At 57.1% G+C, this 18292-nt stretch carries 15 protein-coding genes; 8 read left to right on the top strand and 7 right to left on the bottom strand.

The genetic code is table 11. The annotated features are described in order from the left end of the window. Positions 1-13 precede the first annotated feature (13 nt). On the bottom strand, positions 14-1843 hold the full coding sequence (locus MKI83_RS01875; protein ID WP_241583003.1) for an extracellular solute-binding protein: 1830 nt from the start codon (positions 1841-1843) through the stop codon (positions 14-16). A 234-nt stretch (positions 1844-2077) separates the two neighbouring features. Here MKI83_RS01875 and MKI83_RS01870 point away from each other — a divergent pair, with 234 nt between their 5' ends. After that, positions 2078-3517, top strand: coding sequence for an HDOD domain-containing protein (locus MKI83_RS01870; RefSeq protein ID WP_241583002.1), 1440 nt, complete (start codon positions 2078-2080; stop codon positions 3515-3517). 125 nt (positions 3518-3642) lie between these two features. Here MKI83_RS01870 and MKI83_RS01865 read toward each other — a convergent pair whose 3' ends face one another. Together MKI83_RS01865 and gloB are read right to left on the bottom strand one after the other, a co-directional pair. Further along, positions 3643-5016, bottom strand: coding sequence for a LysM peptidoglycan-binding domain-containing protein (locus MKI83_RS01865; protein WP_241583001.1), 1374 nt, complete (start codon positions 5014-5016; stop codon positions 3643-3645). 77 nt (positions 5017-5093) lie between these two features. Continuing rightward, positions 5094-5882 (bottom strand): hydroxyacylglutathione hydrolase, encoded by a 789-nt coding sequence (gloB, locus tag MKI83_RS01860; RefSeq protein ID WP_241583000.1) that lies wholly within the window; start codon positions 5880-5882, stop codon positions 5094-5096. A 120-nt stretch (positions 5883-6002) separates the two neighbouring features. Here gloB and MKI83_RS01855 point away from each other — a divergent pair, with 120 nt between their 5' ends. The 4 genes from MKI83_RS01855 (at position 6003) to MKI83_RS01840 (ending at position 10420) form a co-directional block, all read left to right on the top strand. Next, positions 6003-6776: a class I SAM-dependent methyltransferase gene (locus MKI83_RS01855; RefSeq protein WP_241582999.1), complete on the top strand. Its 774-nt coding sequence runs from the start codon at positions 6003-6005 to the stop codon at positions 6774-6776. A 17-nt stretch (positions 6777-6793) separates the two neighbouring features. Further along, positions 6794-7228 (top strand): ribonuclease HI, encoded by a 435-nt coding sequence (gene rnhA, locus MKI83_RS01850; RefSeq protein ID WP_241582998.1) that lies wholly within the window; start codon positions 6794-6796, stop codon positions 7226-7228. Positions 7229-7276: 48 nt separating this feature from the next. After that, positions 7277-8020 (top strand): DNA polymerase III subunit epsilon, encoded by a 744-nt coding sequence (gene dnaQ, locus MKI83_RS01845; protein WP_241582997.1) that lies wholly within the window; start codon positions 7277-7279, stop codon positions 8018-8020. Between the two features lie 144 nt (positions 8021-8164). Further along, positions 8165-10420 (top strand): Orn/Lys/Arg family decarboxylase, encoded by a 2256-nt coding sequence (locus tag MKI83_RS01840; RefSeq protein ID WP_241582996.1) that lies wholly within the window; start codon positions 8165-8167, stop codon positions 10418-10420. A 71-nt stretch (positions 10421-10491) separates the two neighbouring features. Here the strand turns inward: MKI83_RS01840 and nhaB are convergent, their stop codons facing one another. Further along, the gene (nhaB, locus tag MKI83_RS01835; protein WP_241582994.1) at positions 10492-12003 is read right to left on the bottom strand and encodes a sodium/proton antiporter NhaB; all 1512 of its coding nucleotides are present in this window, start codon (positions 12001-12003) and stop codon (positions 10492-10494) included. A 382-nt stretch (positions 12004-12385) separates the two neighbouring features. Here nhaB and MKI83_RS01830 point away from each other — a divergent pair, with 382 nt between their 5' ends. Next, positions 12386-14047 (top strand): FimL-related protein, encoded by a 1662-nt coding sequence (locus MKI83_RS01830; protein WP_241582992.1) that lies wholly within the window; start codon positions 12386-12388, stop codon positions 14045-14047. A gap of 7 nt (positions 14048-14054) precedes the next feature. Further along, positions 14055-14876, top strand: coding sequence for an NAD(+) diphosphatase (gene nudC / locus MKI83_RS01825; protein WP_241582990.1), 822 nt, complete (start codon positions 14055-14057; stop codon positions 14874-14876). On the opposite strand, the gene MKI83_RS01820 is transcribed toward nudC, so the two are convergent. Beyond that, positions 14850-15623 carry a TSUP family transporter gene (locus MKI83_RS01820; RefSeq protein ID WP_241582989.1) on the bottom strand — a complete coding sequence of 258 codons (774 nt, stop codon included), beginning with the start codon at positions 15621-15623 and terminating at the stop codon, positions 14850-14852. The two genes, nudC and MKI83_RS01820, sit on opposite strands and share 27 nt — an antisense overlap. 95 nt (positions 15624-15718) lie before the next feature. Between MKI83_RS01820 and MKI83_RS01815 the strand changes: the two genes are divergently transcribed. Further along, the gene (locus MKI83_RS01815; protein WP_241582988.1) at positions 15719-16369 is read left to right on the top strand and encodes a hypothetical protein; all 651 of its coding nucleotides are present in this window, start codon (positions 15719-15721) and stop codon (positions 16367-16369) included. A gap of 64 nt (positions 16370-16433) precedes the next feature. Here MKI83_RS01815 and MKI83_RS01810 read toward each other — a convergent pair whose 3' ends face one another. Together MKI83_RS01810 and MKI83_RS01805 are read right to left on the bottom strand one after the other, a co-directional pair. Then, positions 16434-17201 (bottom strand): SDR family oxidoreductase, encoded by a 768-nt coding sequence (locus tag MKI83_RS01810; RefSeq protein WP_241582987.1) that lies wholly within the window; start codon positions 17199-17201, stop codon positions 16434-16436. Positions 17202-17213: 12 nt separating this feature from the next. Next, positions 17214-18287, bottom strand: coding sequence for a phosphotransferase family protein (locus MKI83_RS01805; protein ID WP_241582986.1), 1074 nt, complete (start codon positions 18285-18287; stop codon positions 17214-17216). Between the last annotated feature and the right edge of the window lie 5 nt (positions 18288-18292).

The following is an 18292-nucleotide window of genomic DNA, read 5'->3' as shown; positions in this document are numbered from 1 at the left end:
CTTGTCTTAATACTTACAGGCGGTATTCAGGTTTAAGCCACCAAGCCCTTAGACCTAGGGTGTAAGGCGGCGTGGTGCTTTTCTCAAAGCGGTTCCAGTACGCCACGCGGTGATAATCGATGTACCAGTTGGGGATCATGTAGTGCTCGCGCATCAACACACGGTCAATGGCGCGGGCTGCGGCAACTTGCCGCTCGCGGGTTTTGGCGTTGATCAGGTGGTCGAGCAGTTCATCGATAATGGGGCTTTGTACCCCCGCGTAGTTACGCGCGCCGCGCACATTGGCTTGGCTGGAGTGGAAGTACTGCCACTGCTCAAGACCAGGGCTGAGTGACTGCGACAGGGTCATGAGGATCATGTCGAAGTCAAAACCGTCGAGGCGCTGCTTGTATTGCGAGCGATCAACGGTGCGCAAGTCGGTGATGATGCCGACCCGTGCGAGGTTCTCGCGAAATGGCTGCAAGATGCGCTCAAAGTTGGGGTTTACCAACAACATTTCAAAGCGCAAAGGCTGATTGTCAGGACCGACTAAGGCGCCGCCGCGATGCTTGAAACCCGCCTCGTTGAGCAGCGTCAGCACACGGCGAAGGGTTTCGCGGGGAATGCCGTGGCCTTGGGTTTCAGGAACATTGATGGGCTGAGTAAACAGGGTTTTTGGCAGCTGCTGGCGGAACGGCTTAAGCAGTAGCCATTCGTCGCCAATGGGCAGGCCGTCGGCGCGAAACTGACTGTTGGGGTAGTAGCTACGCGAGCGCTTGTAGCTGTCGTTAAACAGCGTGCGGTTGGTCCACTCGAAATCAAATAGCAGGGCCAAGGCTTCGCGCACGCGCCGGTCTTGAAATACAGGGCGGCGGGTGTTGAAGAAAAAGCCTTGGGTTTGGGTCGGAATATCGTGGTGAATCTCTTCTTTCACCACTGCGCCGCGGTGCAGTGCCGGAAAGTTGTACCCGTTGGCCCAGTTTTTAGCTTGATGCTCGATGTAAACGTCAAACTCACCGGCTTTGAAGGCTTCAAAGGCTACGTGGCTGTCGCGGTAAAACTCGACGGTCATGCGGTTGAGGTTGTACTTACCACGGTTGACCGGCAGCTTTTCGCCCCACCAGTCGCGTACGCGTTCAAAGGTTAAGCGTCGGCCGGGCACGACTTCGGTGATCTTGTACGGGCCGCTGCCCAATGGCGGCTCGAAGGTGGTGGCCCGAAAGTCGCGGTCTTTCCAATAATGCTGTGGCAGCACCGGAATCTCGGCCAGCTGCAAGATCAGCTGTGGATTGCCGCTGCGCTTGAGAATAAAGCGGATGCGGTGGCGACTCAGAATATCGACCCGCGCGACTTCCTGTAAGTAAGTGCGGTACTGCGGGTGACCTTCTTTAAGCAGCAAACGGTAAGAGAACGCCACGTCATAAGCGGTAATGGGCTTGCCATCGTGAAAGCGTGCCTCAGGGCGCAGGTTAAATACTGCCCAGCTGCGATCCTCCGAGTACTCCACACTCTTTGCGATCAGGCCGTAGGCGGTCGAGGGTTCTTCGCCGTTGGGGTCGTAGATGCCATTGCCGACCATCAGCGGCTCATTCAATTCGGTAATTCCGTACTGAATAAAGTTGGGCGTGGCGATGGGGCTGGTGCCTTTGAGGCTGTAAGGGTTGAGCGTATCGAAAGTGCCGTTACCCATGATCCGTAGGGTGCCGCCTTTGGGGGCATCCGGATTAACCCAAGCAAAGTGAGAGAAATTAGCGGGGTATTTCAGTGCGCCAAATTGGGTATAGCCATGGCTCTTGATCACGCCGGCTTGCGCGGGGCCGATCAGGGCAAGGCAAGCAATAAGAGAGAGAACAAAACGCGGCATGATGTTGAGCAGACCTGACTAATAAATAGTCGGATAAGGTACCAGTTTGCGCGGGGTTGAATAAAGTGGCGCTTCTTTGTGAGTGGTGGCGTTTTGCTGGCTACACTGAGCTAAAGCCGTTTTAATACGAGCCTTTCAAGGCCCAGCAAAGAGTACTTAAGCAGTACTTAAGCCGTACTTAAGCACAGCTGAGTGCAGGGGCTGTTATGCAGACGTGGATGATCGAGGTGTGTAGTGCGGCAAAACGTAGGGCTGGAGTATTGGGTGCAACGCTTTACCGACAGCGAGTTACCGGCGCTGGCGGCGGTCGTCCAAGAGTTGCAACGCCTAGCCGGTGATGATCAAACCTCGGTTAAACAGTTGGCCGATGTGCTGCTGCGTGATGCGGCGCTGACGTCGAAAGTGCTGAAAGTCGCCAACAGCGCCTACTACAACCCGATGCAAGAAGGTATCCGTACGATTTCGCGGGCCATTGTGCTGTTGGGCTTCGCCAATGTGCGCAGCATTAGTTTGTCGACCTCGCTGGTTGATGCCTTGCTGCAGCATAAGCCGCATAGTCAGTTGCTCGAGTTATTGGCGCGGGCGTTTCATGCTGCGGTTCAGGCGCGCAATATCGCCGGCTACTTGCTGGTGAAAGACCAAGAAGAAGTGTTTGTTGCGGCGCTGCTGTATCACCTTGGCGAGCTGGCGTTTTGGAGCTGTGCCGATGACGAGGCCGACACCTTATTCACTCTGCAAAGCGAGCCTGGGGCTGATGCCGATGCCTGTGTGCGACAAGTGCTGGGTGTGAGCTTTTCGCAGTTAAGCCAAGGGCTGGCGAAGGCGTGGAATCTTGGAGAAAACTTGGTGTTGTCACATGGCACCGGCCCACGAAAAGACGCGCAATTACAAGCCATCTCATTAGGCGTGCGCATCAGCGATAGCTCGCTCAAGGGATGGGAAACCCCCAGCATGGAGCGCCTGATTGCCGAGATGGCGACGGTCACCGGCATCAGTCCCGATGAGGCGATGCAGCAGGTACTGCAAAGCGCCGAAGAAGCCGTCAGTGTGGTTGCCACGTTTGGCGATGAGCGTTTGGCATCGCTGATTCCGTCAACCGATCCTGAGCAAATAGCCCTTCAACAACAGCAACGCAAAGCGCGGCTGCTGCAGCCCAACTTGCAGGTGTTACAAGCGTGCCTGCAGGACATGAGTTTGCTGGCCAGCAAAAAGGGCAGCGTTGATCTGCTGATCGAAACGCTATTACGCGGGTTGCACCAAGGTGCAGGTATTGAGCGGGTGATGGTGGCGGTGCTGACCGATGGGCAGCGCAGTTTTAAGATGCGCCAAGCCACGGGTGAAGGGTTTGCTGAGCAGTTGGCTGGTTGGATATTGCCGGTGGATGTGCCGGAGCAGCGGCATGTGTTTAGCTATGTGCTGCGTGATCGTGAAGTGCTGTGGATGGGGGTGCCGGCCACCAGCAGCCTGAGCGATCTGATCACCCTGCCGCTATTGGATAAGTTCGGCAAGGGCATGTTTTTTATTGCTCCGGTCATGGCGGGTAACCGCCCGGTGGGCGTGCTGTATGCCGATTCGCGCAGTTCTGGCAGGGCGCTGCGCAACGAGCAGTTTGTGGCGTTTAAGCGCTTTTCGCAGTTGATTAATCGCGGCCTGGAAGCCATCACGGCTCGATGAAAAAGCAGTGAAATCGCTCACCCCAGAATGACGTAGGCCACTCGAAGGTGGCCTACTGAATAGGGACCTGTAAGCATCCATGCGCTACAGGTCAGAGGGGACCATTAAGGCCGGTCAGGCCGCATTTATCGTGTATATAAGGTCAGCAGCTGCCCCGGCTTGAGCGCTTTGCCGCTGCGCGGGTTCCAGCGTTGGATATCTTTGACGCTTACGCCGTGGTTGCGCGCGATCTGCCATAGATTGTCGCCACGGCGAACGGTGTAGCGTTTGTGATTCTGCTGGTTAGCTGGGCTTGGACTCGCTTGCTTTGCAACGCTGGCTACGTTCGTCGCGCTGTCAGGGACTACCAAGGTTTGCCCAATGCGCAGATTATTGCTGCGCAGGTTATTCAGCTCTTTCAGGCTCGAAACAGACAACGAGTAGCGATTGGCAATGGCGGATAGGTTATCGCCCGAGCGAACCTTGTATTGCCCCCAGGCGCTGGCTGGCTGCTTGTCCAGCGAGGCCAGACTCAGCGTGAAGTCTTCCAGCTTATCCACGGGGATGAGCAGTTCTTTGGGGCCATCTAAGGTGATGTTCTTCTTGAAGGCGGGATTAAGCTGTTTGAGCTCGTCTTCACTGATTTCGGACAGGCTCGCCAGCTTGGTCAGGTTGACTTGTTGCTTGAGTTTGACCACTTCGAAGTAGGGCTCATTGGCCACCGGCGTGAAGCTGACCCCGTAGGCTGCAGGGCTCATCAATAGCTCCGACAACGCCAGCAGCTTGGGCACGTAATTCATCGTTTCGCCCGGTAGCTGCAAGTTCCAATAGTCGGTCGGCAAGCCGCGTTGCTGGTTGCGCGCAATGGCGCGCCCGACGGTGCCCTCACCGGCATTGTAAGCGGCCAGGGCCAGCAACCAGTCACCGTTGAACATGCTTTGTAGGCGCTTGAGATAACTGATCGCCGCTTGAGTGGAGGCGGTTACATCGCGGCGGCCGTCGTACCACTGGGTTTGCTTGAGATTGAAATTGCGCCCAGTGGAGGGAATGAACTGCCACAGGCCGCTGGCATGGCTGCGCGAGTAGGCGTAAGGGTTGTACGAGCTTTCAATGATTGGCAACAACGCCAGCTCAAGCGGCATGTCGTTGGCTTCAAGTTGCTCGATGATGAAGTACAAATAAGGTTGGCTGCGTTCAGCCGCGGCGCTGATGGCGCGGCTATTACTCACGTACCACAGGCGTTGTTGCTCGATACGTGGGTTGGCGTCGGTGAGTTCGTCTTGTAATTGCAGGCCGTCACGCACGCGCTGCCACAAGTCTTCGGGAGTGCTGTCGTCTTCAAGCACCACTTCACTGACCGGTTCTTGCAGGCGCAAGTCGGTATCGAGTGCGCTGCGCTCAGGCTGTGACTGAAAGCTTTGGCAAGCGCCCAGTAACAGCATGATCGCAGTCAAACTCAGGCGTTGGCAGCTGCGCTGCGCGCTATCCCAAACATGGGACTTGCTTGGCTGTTGAGGCATGGGCAAGGTCTGGCATGTGGTTCGACAAGCGGGCGATTGTGTGGATGAACGGGCGGTCGGTCAAGACGACGGGGGTCTCAAAAAACGTCTTTCCACTGTCGCAGCAAAGCAAAACGGCTCTGGCAGCTGGTTTGGCGGGAGTTTTTTGACGCCTGCCATTCGTCGATTTTCTTGCCAATGGTGCTTTGTTCGGTGCGCAAAAAAGGATTGGTCGCGCGTTCTAGGCCGATGGTGCTGGGCAGGGTGGGTTGATGGGCTTGGCGCAGCTGGGCGACCGCATCGGCGCGTTGTTGCAGCGCGTGGTTGTCGGGTTCGACGGTCAAGGCAAAGCGCAGGTTGCTGGCGGTGTATTCGTGCGCGCAGCACACCAGTGTCGCATCCGGCAGGGCGGCGAGCTGCGCTAGTGAGGCTTGCATTTGCTCGGGGCTGCCCTCGAAGAGTCGCCCGCAACCCGCGCTGAACAAGGTGTCGCCACAAAATAACCACGGTGCTTGGGCATCGCCAATCACATAGGCGATATGCCCCAGCGTATGCCCCGGTAAGGCGAGTACACGGCACGCTTGGCCTAACACCGCGCACTGCTCGCCGCCGTGCAGAGCGGTGTCGCGCTCGGGGATGTTTTCTGTCGCAGGCCCCCACACCGTCGCGCCGGTCAGGGATTTGAGTTCTGCAATGCCTGCGGTATGGTCGGGGTGGTGGTGCGTGATCAAGATGTGGCTAAGCTGCACCTCAGGGTGTTGTTGCAGCCATGTGCTGACGGGCGCGGCGCTACCAGGATCGACGACTAAACAACGTTGCTGCTTGGCATCGTAAAGCAGCCAGATATAGTTATCGGTGAAGGCGGGTAAAGCGATCAGCTGTGGCATGGCGTTCTCCTCGAGTGACGTCATGGTAACAAGGCCAAGCCAAGCAAGGCCAAGCCAAGCAAGGCCAAGCCAGCGAGACTAAGCAAGCAAGGCGAAATCGCCGAGCGAGGTGTTAGCGAGATGCCGAGTTTTCAACCCCATGCCGATTTCATGGCAATCCAGCATGACGCACTACTCGAAGCGCGGCGCTGGTTTGCCGGCAGCACCGGTCAGCAATTGTGGCGCGCCGAACAGCAGCAGCTGCAAGCCATGCTGGAGAGCCTGTTCGGCAGTTATTGGGTGCATTACGGCCCGTGTCATGGCTTGGCGTTGGAGGCGCAGCAATTGCGCCGGCGCATCAGCTTAGGCCCGCAAGGGATGGCCGCCGAGATTATCTGCACCGAGCAAGCGTGGCCGGTGTTAGAGCACGGCGTGGACATGGTGCTGCTGCAACATGGCTTGGATTTCAGCCCCGCGCCACACACGCTACTGCGTGAAGCGGCGCGCGTGGTGCGCCCGGGTGGGCACTTGTTGGTGCTGGGCTTTAATCCGTGGAGCCTCTGGGGTTTGCAGCATCGTTGGCGGCAGCGGCCTTTTGTTGGGCTCAAGCCGGTGAGCCAAAACCGCTTGGTCGACTGGTTGCACCTGTTGGGTTTCGCGGTGGAGAAACGCCGCTTCGGGTGTTATTGTCCGCCGCTTTCTGATCCGCGCTGGCAGCAGCGCTTGAGTCTGTTAGAGCCCATAGGGGCTCGTTTGGCCTTGCCGGGCGCGGGATTCTACGTGTTACAAGCGCGTAAGCTGATGAGTGGTCTCAGGCCCTTGCGGCAACCGCGCAGTGGCAAAGTGGTGACGCTGATGCCGATGCCGGTCGCGCGCACCAATCGCCGACAAAACAACAGCGCGGATCCCTCCTAACGCACAAAGGAAACGGCATGACCGACGTGGTCGAGATTTACACTGATGGTGCTTGCAAGGGCAATCCTGGGCCAGGCGGCTGGGGTGCGTTGCTGTGCTACAAAGGTCATGAACATGAGTTGTGGGGCGGTGAGCGCGATACCACCAATAATCGCATGGAGCTGACCGCGGCGATTCAGGCACTGGCTTCGCTCAAGCGGCCGTGCCAAGTGCGTCTGGTCACCGACTCGGAATACGTCATGAAAGGCATCAACGAATGGATGCCGGGCTGGAAGAAGCGTGGCTGGAAAACCGCAGCCAAGCAGCCCGTTAAAAATGCCGACTTATGGCAGCAGCTCGATAGCGAAGTCGCCAAGCATGAGATTCAATGGCAATGGGTGCGTGGTCATACCGGCCACCCCGGCAATGAACGTGCCGACCAGCTGGCCAACCGTGGCGTTGCCGAACTGTAAGAGAAACAAACGTTTAATCCGTCCACCGATCGATAACAACGAGTCGTTATGCGCCAAGTCGTATTGGATACAGAAACCACAGGTATGCCGGTTGGCGATGGCCATCGGGTGATCGAGATCGGCTGCGTCGAGCTGGTCGGACGCCGCTTAACCGGTCGGCATTATCACGTTTACCTGCAGCCCGACCGCGAAGTGGACGAGGGCGCCTTCCAAGTTCATGGCATCAGCAATGAGTTTCTTGCGGATAAGCCACGTTTTGCTGAGGCCGCAGCAGATTTCTTCGCCTTTATCCAAGGCGCCGAGCTGGTCATTCATAACGCGGACTTTGACGTCGGCTTTTTGAACGCAGAATTTGCTCGCCTCAATAGTGCTAAGGGCACCGACTACGCTGCCGTTGAGGACTTCTGCGGCATTCTCGATACCTTGAAGATGGCCCGTGAACGCCATCCGGGGCAGCGTAATAGCCTCGATGCGTTGTGTAAGCGCTATGGCGTCGATAACTCCGGTCGCGACTTGCACGGCGCTTTGCTCGATGCCGAGATTCTGGCGGACGTCTACCTAGCGATGACCGGTGGGCAGACTAGCCTGTCGTTGGCCAACCAAGGTGCGGAAGGTGGTGATGCGCAGTCCTCGACCGCGATTCGACGCCTTGCGGCAGGTCGTGCGGCGTTGCCGGTGATTGCCGCCAATGCCAGCGAGCTAGAAGCGCACGAAGCGCGGCTGGCGATTATTGATAAGTCCTGCGGCGGCACGGCGCTGTGGCGTACGCTGGCGCTGCCCGGCGGCGAGTGACGCCGCTTTAACCGGCTGTCGCGGAGCAATGCGGCGGTCGAGTTATATCTAAGCGACATTTCACGTACTGAGTTATTTCCTTACTGGCGCTTGCCGTTCTAGGCTGACGAGAACAACAAGGCGTGCCGCCGATTAAGGAAGCGCATGTACAAAGATCTGAATTTTCCGGTGCTGATCGTGCACCGCGACATCAAAACCGACAGCGTCGCTGGCGAACGCGTGCGTGCGATTGCCAAAGCCTTGGAAGAAGAAGGTTTAAGCGTGCTGCTCACCGCCAGTGCGAGCGACGGTCGTATTGTCGCCGCTACCCACCATGGTTTGGCCTGCGTGTTAGTCGCGGCGGAAGGGGTGGGCGAAAACCAGCGCTTATTGAGCGATGTGATCGACCTGATTCGTGTGGCACGGGTGCGTTCGCCAAAATTGCCGATTTTTGCCCTTGGCGAACAAACCACCTTAGAAAATGCGCCGGCTGAGGTGATGGCTGACCTCAATCAGTTGCGCGGCATTTTGTACCTGTATGAAGACACCGTGTCGTTCTTGGCGCGGCAGGTCACGCGTGCCGCGCGCAGCTATTTGGATGCGCTGCTGCCGCCGTTCTTTCGCGCCTTGCTGCAGCACACCGCGCAGTCGAATTATTCGTGGCATACGCCGGGGCATGGGGGCGGTGTGGCATACCGGAAAAGTCCCGTCGGTCAGGCTTTTCACGAGTTTTTTGGTGAAAACACCCTACGTTCGGATTTGTCGGTATCGGTGCCGGAGTTGGGGTCATTACTGGATCACACCGGCCCCTTGGCCGAGGCGGAGGCCCGGGCGGCGCGCAACTTTGGCGCGGACCACACCTTTTTTGTGATCAACGGCACCTCAACGGCGAATAAGATTGTCTGGCACGCCATGGTTGGCCGTGGCGACTTGGTCTTGGTCGATCGCAACTGCCATAAATCGATTTTGCACGCGATCATCATGACCGGTGCCATTCCGTTGTATTTGTGTCCTACCCGTAACGAGCTGGGCATTATCGGGCCGATTCCACGCAGCGAATTCAGCGCCGAATCCATCGCGGCCAAGATTGCCGCCAACCCTTTGGCGGCGGGTCGTGAGGCCAAAGTTAAGCTCTGCGTGGTGACTAACTCCACCTACGATGGCCTGTGCTACAGCGCCGACATGATTCGTGATGAGCTGGGCTCGCGCGTCGATGTGCTGCACTTTGACGAGGCGTGGTTTGCCTACGCGGCGTTTCATGAATTTTATGCCGGTCGCAACGGCATGGGCGTGTCGCATGGTCGCGAGCGTTGCCAGCATCCGCTGGTGTTCGCAACGCACTCCACGCACAAAATGCTCGCGGCGTTCAGTCAGGCATCGATGATTCATGTGCAAAACAGCGAGGCGCGCAGCCTCGATGTAGAGCGCTTTAATGATGCTTTCATGATGCACACCTCGACCTCGCCGCAGTACGGCATCATTGCCTCGTTGGATGTGGCATCGGCAATGATGGAAGGGCCGGCCGGGCGCTCGTTGATCCAAGAAACGTTTGATGAGGCTTTGAGCTTTCGCCGCGCTTTGAGCTTGATTCGGCAAAACCTGCGCGCCGGTGACTGGTGGTTTAGCGTATGGCAGCCGGAGGCCGTGGAAGGCACCGAGCAGGCCCAAAGCCAAGATTGGCAACTGTCACCGAGCGCCGATTGGCATGGCTTTGCTGGGCTGGATGAAGGCTACGCGCTGCTAGATCCGATCAAGGTGACCTTGTTGATGCCTAGGCTATCGGTGGATGGCACGCATGCCGAGCAAGGCATTCCCGCCGTGGTGGTGAGCAAGTTCTTGTGGGAGCGCGGCTTGGTGGTGGAGAAAACCGGCCTGTATTCCTTCTTGGTGCTGTTCTCCATGGGCATTACCAAAGGCAAATGGAGCACCTTGGTCACCGAGCTTTTAGAGTTTAAGCGCTTGTACGATGACAACGCGCCGTTGACCGAGGCATTGCCATCGATCTGCAGCAAAACACCGCAACGCTACGCGCGCATGGGGTTGCGTGAACTGTGCGATGAGTTGCACAGCTGCTATCGCCAGCATCATGCGCCGCGCACCCTGCGCGCGATGTACACCGAGTTGCCGCAATTGGTGCTGAGCCCTGCCGATGCATACGATCGGCTCGTGCATGGGGCTGTTGAGCCTGTGCCGCTGGATCAGCTGGAAGGGCGGATCGCCGCGGTGATGCTGGTGCCTTACCCGCCGGGCATTCCATTGATCATGCCGGGCGAACGGTTTGCCATCGGCGATGATGCGATTCGGGGTTATCTGCGTTTTGCGCGTCAACTGGATGTGCAGTTTCCGGGCTTTGAGAGTGATATTCACGGGCTGCGCCGTGATGAACGCGGTCAGTTATTGATGGACTGCATTGTCGAGTAATGGCTGTTGCGGTTGCTGCAGGCAACAAAAAGCCCAGCACATCAGGCTGGGCTTTTTGTTGTGGCTAGCGCTTACAAGAAGTAGCTAACGCCAACCCAACCCAAGCCACCCATCACGATGGTGTAGGGCAGGGCCATCCAGACCATGCGGCCGTAAGACAGCTTAACCAAGGGCGCGATGGCGCTGGTCAGCAAGAACAAGAACGCCGCTTGACCATTAGGGGTCGCCACACTGGGCAGGTTAGTGCCGGTGTTGATGGCCACAGCCAAGCGCTCGAAGTGCTCGCGGCTGATGGTGCCATCGACCAATGCTTGTTTCACTTCGCTGATGTACACGGTCGCCACAAACACGTTGTCGCTGATGGCCGAGAGTAAACCGTTGGCAATAAAGAACATGCCCGGTTGTTGCCTCTCAGGCAGCGCCAGCACCCAGTTGATCACCGGTGTGAACAGGTGTTGCTCGTGAATTACGGCGACGACAGCAAAGAACACCACCAACAACGAGGTGAACGGTAGCGCTTCTTCAAAGGCCTTACCGATGGCGTGTTCTTCGGTGATGCCGACAAACGCGGTGATCAGCACGATGATCATCAAGCCGATCAAGCCGACTTCCGCAACGTGAAAGGCCAGCGCCAAAATCAGTAGCACCGCGGCGATGGCTTGGATGATCAGATGGGCGCGGTGGCCGTGGGTCATGCTCAGGCGTTCGTGCTCGGCAAAATCCCAGAGAATGAGGCGGACAGGCTCGGGGAGCTCTGCGCCATAACCAAACCAATGGGTCTTTTCCAAGAGGAAGCAAGTCACTAAGCCGGCGACTAAAACGGGCAGTGTGACGGGCGCCATGACAAGAAAGAAATCGACAAAGTGCCAGCCTGCTTCGTTACCGATCAGCAGGTTTTGCGGCTCGCCAACTAAAGTGCACACGCCGCCTAGCGCCGTGCCGACCGCGCCGTGCATCAACAGCGAACGTAAGAAGGAGCGAAATTGCTCTAGGTCGTTGTGGTGTACTTCAACGATTTCGCTGTCGGTAAGGATGTGGTGGTCATCATGCAGTTTTTTGCCCGAAGCCACCTTGTGGTACACCGAGTAAAAGCCAACGGCCACGCTGATAATCACGGCGGTGACGGTCAAAGCATCCAGAAATGCCGATAACACCGCGCACATCAGCGAGAAAATCAATGACAGCATGGCCTTGGAACGCACGGTAAGCAGGATGCGCGTGAAGGTGAATAACAGCAGATCCTTCATAAAGTAGATGCCCGCCACCATAAACATCAGCAGCAGGATCACCGGGAAGTTGTGTTCGACTTCCTTGTACAGCATGGTCGGCGTGGTGAGACCGATAATCAGCGCCTCAATCACCAGCAAGCCGCCGGGTTGCAGCGGATAACACTTGAGTGCCATGGCGAGGGTGAAGATGAACTCAATCACCAGCAGCCAGCCCGCCACAACGGGGCCTAAGGCATACAGGATTAGCGGGTTAAGCAGCAAAAAAGCCAGAATGGTTTTTTTGTACCAGTTGGGCGCGTGCCCCAAAAAGCTCTGGCTAAACGCTTGGCCTAACGTGGCATAGGCGTGTGGCATGGTGTGTTCCTTATTCTAATGATTAACATCACTAACTGAGTCATTTGGCGGCTAGGGTACTGCTCAAGCAATAAAAGTACAGTTTTGCCGTTAAGTGGCCATGCCCGCTGCTGTTTTTTGCCAGTTTGTGCATAAACCTAGAACGTGTCGGCATCGACATTTAGTGCTTGCTTGTTATAGTGATCGGCACTCTGGGCAAACTGTTGCTAAATCCAGAGCTTAGCTGATGAATTTGCCAAGGCACGGAAAGAAAAATCCAACCTTGGATTGCGCGCTGAATAATGTCAGCCATGATGACGTTGAGTCATTGCGGCAGACATGACGCTAGACACAAACATAATCACAAAGGCTGACAATGATCGGCTTGGGAGATGCATAGAGCATGAGCAGTGGCGCCAACTCTTTGAGCATGGTTCGCGATGTGCTGTTTGCGACCATGGAGCAGGCGGAGCAGAATCTCGAGCATTTTATTGCTGAGCGCGACAACAGCAGTTTGTTGCAGGCTTCGGTTGAATGTTTACAGCAAATTCAAGGCACGCTGCGCATTGTTGATTTGCCCGGTGCTGCTTTGCTGGCGCGTGAAATGTGCCAAGCGGCCACCGATATTCCTGAAGGCGCTGGTAGCGAACGCGATGGCCAATTATCTGCCATCAGCAACGCCTTGTTTGTCTTGCGTCGTTACTTAGAAAATCTCGAAACCAATCGTGTTGAGCTGCCTGAGTTGTTAATCCCTGTGATTAATGAGCTGCGTCAGGTGTGCAACGAGCCTTTGCTGGATGAGAGCTACTTCTTCAGCGTGCGCCTAGATCACAAGCGCGCCACGCAAGGCGTGCCCGAAGATAACCCCGTGCTGCAAAAGCGCTTACGGCAGATGTATCAAGTGGGCTTGCTGGATTTGCTGCGCGAGAACAAACCTTACGCCGGCATGAAAATCATGAGCCGCGCCCTGCATCGTCTCGATGGTCAGTTAGGCGCAGGCCCGCTGACGCGTCTGTGCTGGGCAGCGGCCGCCGCGCTGGAAACCATGGTTGATGCACACATGCTGCTGCGCCCGTCGCGCAAGCGCTTGTTTGCGCGCGTCGATCGTGAATTGCGCCAAATCATGACGGCCTCGGCCGGTTACAACGAGCCGCAGCCGCTGCTCAAGGAACTGCTCTATGTCGTGGCCGTCGGTGATGGCAAAGGCCCGTTGGCGAGTCAGGTAAAGCAGGTGTTCAACCTCACTGCGCTACCGTTCAATGATCAGTATCTTGAAGAGCAATATCAGCAAATGGCCGGCCCCGGTCATTCTGTGATGCGTTCAGTGTCGGTGGCGTTGCGTGAAGAGCTTTCTGGCCTGAAAGATCTGGTCGACTTGATTGAGCGTGGCGCCGCGCAAAGCGATGCCTTTGCGCAACTGCATGCCTTGTTAGGACGCTTAGCTAAAACCTTGGGCGTTGTTGGGCTAACGTCGGCGGGTAACGCTTTAGATGCGCAGCTGCCAGTGGTCAAGCGCTGGATTGATGCTGAACAGCTTGGCCCACGTGAAGAACTTAACCGCTTGGCCGATGCGGTGCTGTACACCGAAAGCATGGTAGCCAGTCTTGAACGTGGTGAGCGCAACTTGCGCCCCGCTGAAGTGACGCCCGGTAGTGAGGCTGAGTCGTTTGCCGCCAACCAATTGGCCGAGGCGCGCATTGTTTTGCTGGATGAAGCCGCTTCCGGCTTAGCACTGGCCAAACGTGCGATCACCGCTTATCTGGAGTCCAACGGCGACAAGCTGCATCTGGCTAACGTGCCCAGCAGCTTGCAAGCGGTGCGCGGCGGTTTGTGGTTCCTTGAGCAGCAACGCGCTGGCGAGTTGATTGGTTTGTGCGCTGATTATATTCAGCAGCACATGCTTGAAAGCGGCGGTATGCCCTCTGAGCAAATGCTGGAAACTTTGGCCGATGCGCTGACCAGCCTTGAGTATTTCCTAGAGGGTGGCGCTAAAGCCGTGGTCGGTCAGCCTGACGTGTTGGGCTTGGCCAGTGAAAGTGTTCGCGCACTGGGTATGACGGCGTAACGCGCTTATGAGCTGGCAGGCCGAGCTGTTTGCCCCCACTGAACCTGTGCAGTGGGTGCTGGTGCACAGCCAGCAGCAGTTTCTCTGCGATGAGTACGGTGCCTTGTTGCCGCTGGCTTTCTGGCGCTCACGTGGTATCGATAGCTTGTTGGAGGCGCCCCTTGGGCGCTGGCGCGGAGAGCGCGTACTGTTGATCGAGTTGCCCGAGCCTGACCCTGCCATAGGGCAGTGGCAGGCGGTGCGGCAACTGATGTTCAGTGCTGGCGGTGATGAGTTTGCGCTGTATCGATATGCTACCCAAATTGGCTTGTGGGCCCGTCAGCATCGTTTCTGCGGTAGCTGTGGTGCGCCGACCACGCTGCATAGCTATGAGCGTGGCGCTCATTGCGCTGCGTGTCATCTCACCCAGTATCCGCGGCTGTCGCCTTCGATCATTACCTTGATTACGCGCGGCGATGAAGTTCTGCTGGGGCGTGCCTCGCGCTTCCCGCCGGGGCTGTACAGTACCTTGGCGGGCTTTGTGGAGCCGGGCGAAAGCTTAGAAGATTGCCTGGTTCGTGAGGTGCGTGAAGAGGTCGGGGTCGAAGTGACCAACCTACGCTACCTTGCCAGTCAAAATTGGCCTATGCCGCACTCTTTAATGCTGGGCTTTCATGCCGAGTACGCAGGTGGCGAGATTGTGCTGGGCGACGATGAGCTAGAAGACGCGCGCTGGTTTGCTCTCGATCAGTTGCCGCATTTGCCGCCTCAAACCACGATTTCGCGCTATCTGATTGATCTGTACTTGCGTGAACGTGGCTTGTCAGTGGAACCAGTGTTGCCAGGCTAAGCGAGCGGTTAGCGCCAAAACTACCAAGATAAACACCGGTCTGATCAGTTTAGAGCCGCCGGCAATCGCCGTGCGCGCGCCCAAGAAAGCGCCCACCATCAAGGCGGCGCCCATGCTGACGCCCAGCACCCAAGCAACATGGCCATGCAGCGCGAACACGCCGAGCGCCATGCCGTTACTGACAAAGTTCATGGTGCGGGCTACACCGCTGGCGCGGACCAGTTCCAAGGGGTACAGCAGCAAGGTACTGACGGTCCAAAAGGCACCGGTACCGGGGCCGGCCACACCGTCGTAAAAACCAAGACCAAGGCCTTGTGGCCATTGCCGCCGTTGTTGAATAGGGCTGTCGTTGTGGCTGGGTTGCTCAGGGGTTTTGCCAAACAGCAGGTATAGCCCGCACGCGAAGATCACGGCCGGCAGCATTTGGTTGATCCATTCAGCCGGCAATGCATCCGCCAGCCAAGCGCCTAAGCCGGCGCCAATGGCAGTGGCAATCAAAGCGGGTTGCCATTGGCTGGGGTTGAACAATTTGCGCCGATAAAAAGTTAGCGCTGCGGTGGCTGAGCCAAACGTAGCGGCGAGCTTGTTGGTGCCCAGAACTAAGTGCCCGGGTAGGCCGGCCATCATCAGTGCGGGGATGGTTAATAAACCGCCGCCGCCGGCAATAGCATCGATAAAACCGGCGATAAAAGCGACGACCGCCAAGATCAGAACCACCTCTGGCGAAACCATCATTTCAAAAGGCATAACAATCCTTTGTCAGTCTGTGAACGCCTCGGCTGGCGGCGAGCTGGTGTGACACGCATAATTCGGGCATCGATCCTAACAGGGAAGAGGCATACATGCAGTATTTGGGTTTGGCGCTATTGGTGGGTTTGCTGGCGCTGGTTTGCGGCGTGGTAGCGCTGCGCGTATTGCTGGGCGGTAACTGGCTGCTGGGCTGGTTGCGCGGCACCTTGGGCTTGCTGATTTTGGCGGTCAGTGCGGTGGTTGGCTTGATCGCTTGGGATGTGACCAGCTACCAAGTGTTACCCAGCGATAAGCCGCTAGCGACCTTGAGTTTTCAGCGTCAAGGGCCGCAACAGTTTCGTGTGACCTTGCAAGAGCATGGCGAAGAGCGCTTGTACGAGATGCGCGGCGACTTGTGGCAGCTGGATGTGCGCGTACTGCAATTCAAAGGCTTGGCTGCGATCTTGGGCTTTCAAACGGCTTATCGGCTTGAAGCCTTGGCCGGGCGTTATTTGGCGCTTGAGCAGCAAAACAACTCGCTGCCGAGCCATACGCCGCTGGCGAGCAGTTTGTACGGTATCGATTTTTGGCGCTGGCTGCGCGAGTCCGAGCGTGACCTCATGATGTTTAAGCCCGAAGCCGGCCGCGTGACCTTCCTGCCGATGGCGGACGGGGCCTTATTTGCTGTGCGGCAAAGCGCGACGGGGTTGTTGGTGGAGCCCTTGAATCAGGCTGCCGAACAAGCGTTGCAAGATTGGCAGTGAGTTTTAGCGAAAGACGACAAAGGGGCCAGCAGGCCCCTTTGTCGTTAGTGCGCGCAGGTGGTGCTTACGACAAAAAGCCGCCGTCGACGTTTAGCGTTACGCCGGTGGTGTAGCTAGAAGCTGCGCTGGCGAGATACAGCACGGTGCCGGCCATCTCTTCTGGCATGGCAACGCGGCTCATGGGGATGCGTTGTAGCGCGGTTTTAAGGATGGCGTCGTTGCTGGTCAGCGCGGAGGCAAACTTAGTATCGGTCAAGCCTGGCAGTAGGGCGTTGCAGCGAATGCCTAAGCCTGCGCACTCTTTGGCGAAGACCTTGGTCATGTTGATCACCGCCGCTTTGGTCACCGAGTAGATGCCCTGGAAATGGCCGGGGGATACACCGTTGATCGACGCAACGTTAATGATGCTGCCGCCGCCGTTAGCTTTCATCAGTTTGCCGGCTTCGACGGACATAAAGAAATAGCCGCGAATATTCACATCAACGGTTTTCTGAAACGCGACCAAATCGGTGTCGAGTACATGGCAAAACTGCGGATTGGTCGCCGCGTTGTTGACCAATACATCGAGCTTGCCGAACTGTTCTTTAATCGCGGCAAAGGCAGCGCTGATTTGCTCCATTTCGCCAATATGGCAAGCCAGTGCGGTGGCTTGGCCGCCATCGGCGCGAATGCTTGCGGCAACGGCTTCGCAGCCCTCAAGCTTGCGGCTAGAAACAATCACGTGGGCGCCTTGCTGGGCTAGTAAGCGGGCGATAGCTTCACCAATGCCGCGGCTGGCGCCGGTTACTAGGGCCACTTTGCCGTCGAGGTTAAACAGGTCGGTCTTTTCCATGAAAGTCTCCGCTTACAGCGTTGATTGGTTGATGACGTTAAGGGCTACTTGTTCGAGCAGTTTGTTCATCATGATGAACTGGGCAAAGCGCTTGTCTTGCGTTTGGCCGTGGTAGTAGCGGTAGTAGATTTGCTGCACGATGCCCGCCAAGCGGAACAAGCCGTAGCAGTAGTAGTAATCAAAGTTGTCGATCTTGAGACCGGCTTTTTCCGCGTAATAAGCAACAAACTCGGCGCGGGTCAGCATGCCGGCCGCGTTGCTCGGCTGGCGGCGCATCAGTTGCATCGGTTGCGGGTCGCTGGCTTCAATCCAGTAAGCCAAGGTGTTGCCGAGATCCATCAGCGGATCGCCAATGGTGGTCAGTTCCCAATCCAATACGCCAATGATCTGCATTGGGTTGTCTGGGTTAAGCAGGACGTTATCGAAGCGGTAATCGTTGTGCACAATGCCGGGCTTGGGATGATCCGCTGGCATTTTGTCGTGCAGCCATTGCTTCACTGCTTGCCAGCTGGGGGCGTCTGGTGTGATGGCTTTGTCGTAGCGGTCGGTCCAGCCTTCGATTTGGCGTTTAACGTAGCCTTGCGGGTTGCCTAAATCGCCCAAGCCGCAGGCTTGGTAATCAACGTTGTGCAGCTCGACTAGCTTATCGATAAAGCTTTCGCACAGGGCGCGGGTTTGCTCAGCTGAAAAATTCAGCTCAGCCGGCATATCGCTACGCAAAATGATGCCATTGACGCGCTGCATCACATAAAACTCATCCCCAATCACCGCTGGATCGGTGCAGTGCAGGTAAGCTTTGGGGCAGTAGGGGAAGCCGGCATTCAGTTGGTTGAGAATGCGGAACTCGCGGCCCATGTCGTGCGCGGATTTGGCGCGGCGGCCAAAGGGTGGGCGCCGCAGGACGAACTCTTGCTCGGGATAGCGCAGTAGGTAGGTTAAGTTCGATGCGCCACCGGGAAACTGGCTTATTTCAGGCGTCCCGCTTAAGTTCATAGCAGGCAGTTGTTGCTTGAGGTAGGCATCGATGGTGCTGGCATCCAGTTCTTCGCCTTGGCGAATCTGGGTGGCCTGATCAGTCAGGGTCATACTTA

It is taken from the genome of Atopomonas sediminilitoris, assembly GCF_022601735.1.
Classification (GTDB): domain Bacteria; phylum Pseudomonadota; class Gammaproteobacteria; order Pseudomonadales; family Pseudomonadaceae; genus Atopomonas; species Atopomonas sediminilitoris.
Note: the sequence above shows the minus strand (reverse complement) of the source record. Positions and strands in the feature narration are given on the sequence as shown.

Excerpts from the sequence above, each read along its gene's own strand:
- MKI83_RS01875 (WP_241583003.1), bottom strand. The coding sequence starts at position 1,843 with ATGCCGCGTTTTGTTCTCTCTCTTATTGCTTGCCTTGCCCTGATCGGC.
- MKI83_RS01865 (WP_241583001.1), bottom strand. The coding sequence starts at position 5,016 with ATGCCTCAACAGCCAAGCAAGTCCCATGTTTGGGATAGCGCGCAGCGC.
- gloB (WP_241583000.1), bottom strand. The coding sequence starts at position 5,882 with ATGCCACAGCTGATCGCTTTACCCGCCTTCACCGATAACTATATCTGG.
- MKI83_RS01855 (WP_241582999.1), top strand. The coding sequence starts at position 6,003 with ATGCCGAGTTTTCAACCCCATGCCGATTTCATGGCAATCCAGCATGAC.
- rnhA (WP_241582998.1), top strand. The coding sequence starts at position 6,794 with ATGACCGACGTGGTCGAGATTTACACTGATGGTGCTTGCAAGGGCAAT.
- dnaQ (WP_241582997.1), top strand. The coding sequence starts at position 7,277 with ATGCGCCAAGTCGTATTGGATACAGAAACCACAGGTATGCCGGTTGGC.
- MKI83_RS01840 (WP_241582996.1), top strand. The coding sequence starts at position 8,165 with ATGTACAAAGATCTGAATTTTCCGGTGCTGATCGTGCACCGCGACATC.
- nhaB (WP_241582994.1), bottom strand. The coding sequence starts at position 12,003 with ATGCCACACGCCTATGCCACGTTAGGCCAAGCGTTTAGCCAGAGCTTT.
- MKI83_RS01830 (WP_241582992.1), top strand. The coding sequence starts at position 12,386 with ATGAGCAGTGGCGCCAACTCTTTGAGCATGGTTCGCGATGTGCTGTTT.
- nudC (WP_241582990.1), top strand. The coding sequence starts at position 14,055 with ATGAGCTGGCAGGCCGAGCTGTTTGCCCCCACTGAACCTGTGCAGTGG.
- MKI83_RS01820 (WP_241582989.1), bottom strand. The coding sequence starts at position 15,623 with ATGCCTTTTGAAATGATGGTTTCGCCAGAGGTGGTTCTGATCTTGGCG.
- MKI83_RS01815 (WP_241582988.1), top strand. The coding sequence starts at position 15,719 with ATGCAGTATTTGGGTTTGGCGCTATTGGTGGGTTTGCTGGCGCTGGTT.
- MKI83_RS01810 (WP_241582987.1), bottom strand. The coding sequence starts at position 17,201 with ATGGAAAAGACCGACCTGTTTAACCTCGACGGCAAAGTGGCCCTAGTA.
- MKI83_RS01805 (WP_241582986.1), bottom strand. The coding sequence starts at position 18,287 with ATGACCCTGACTGATCAGGCCACCCAGATTCGCCAAGGCGAAGAACTG.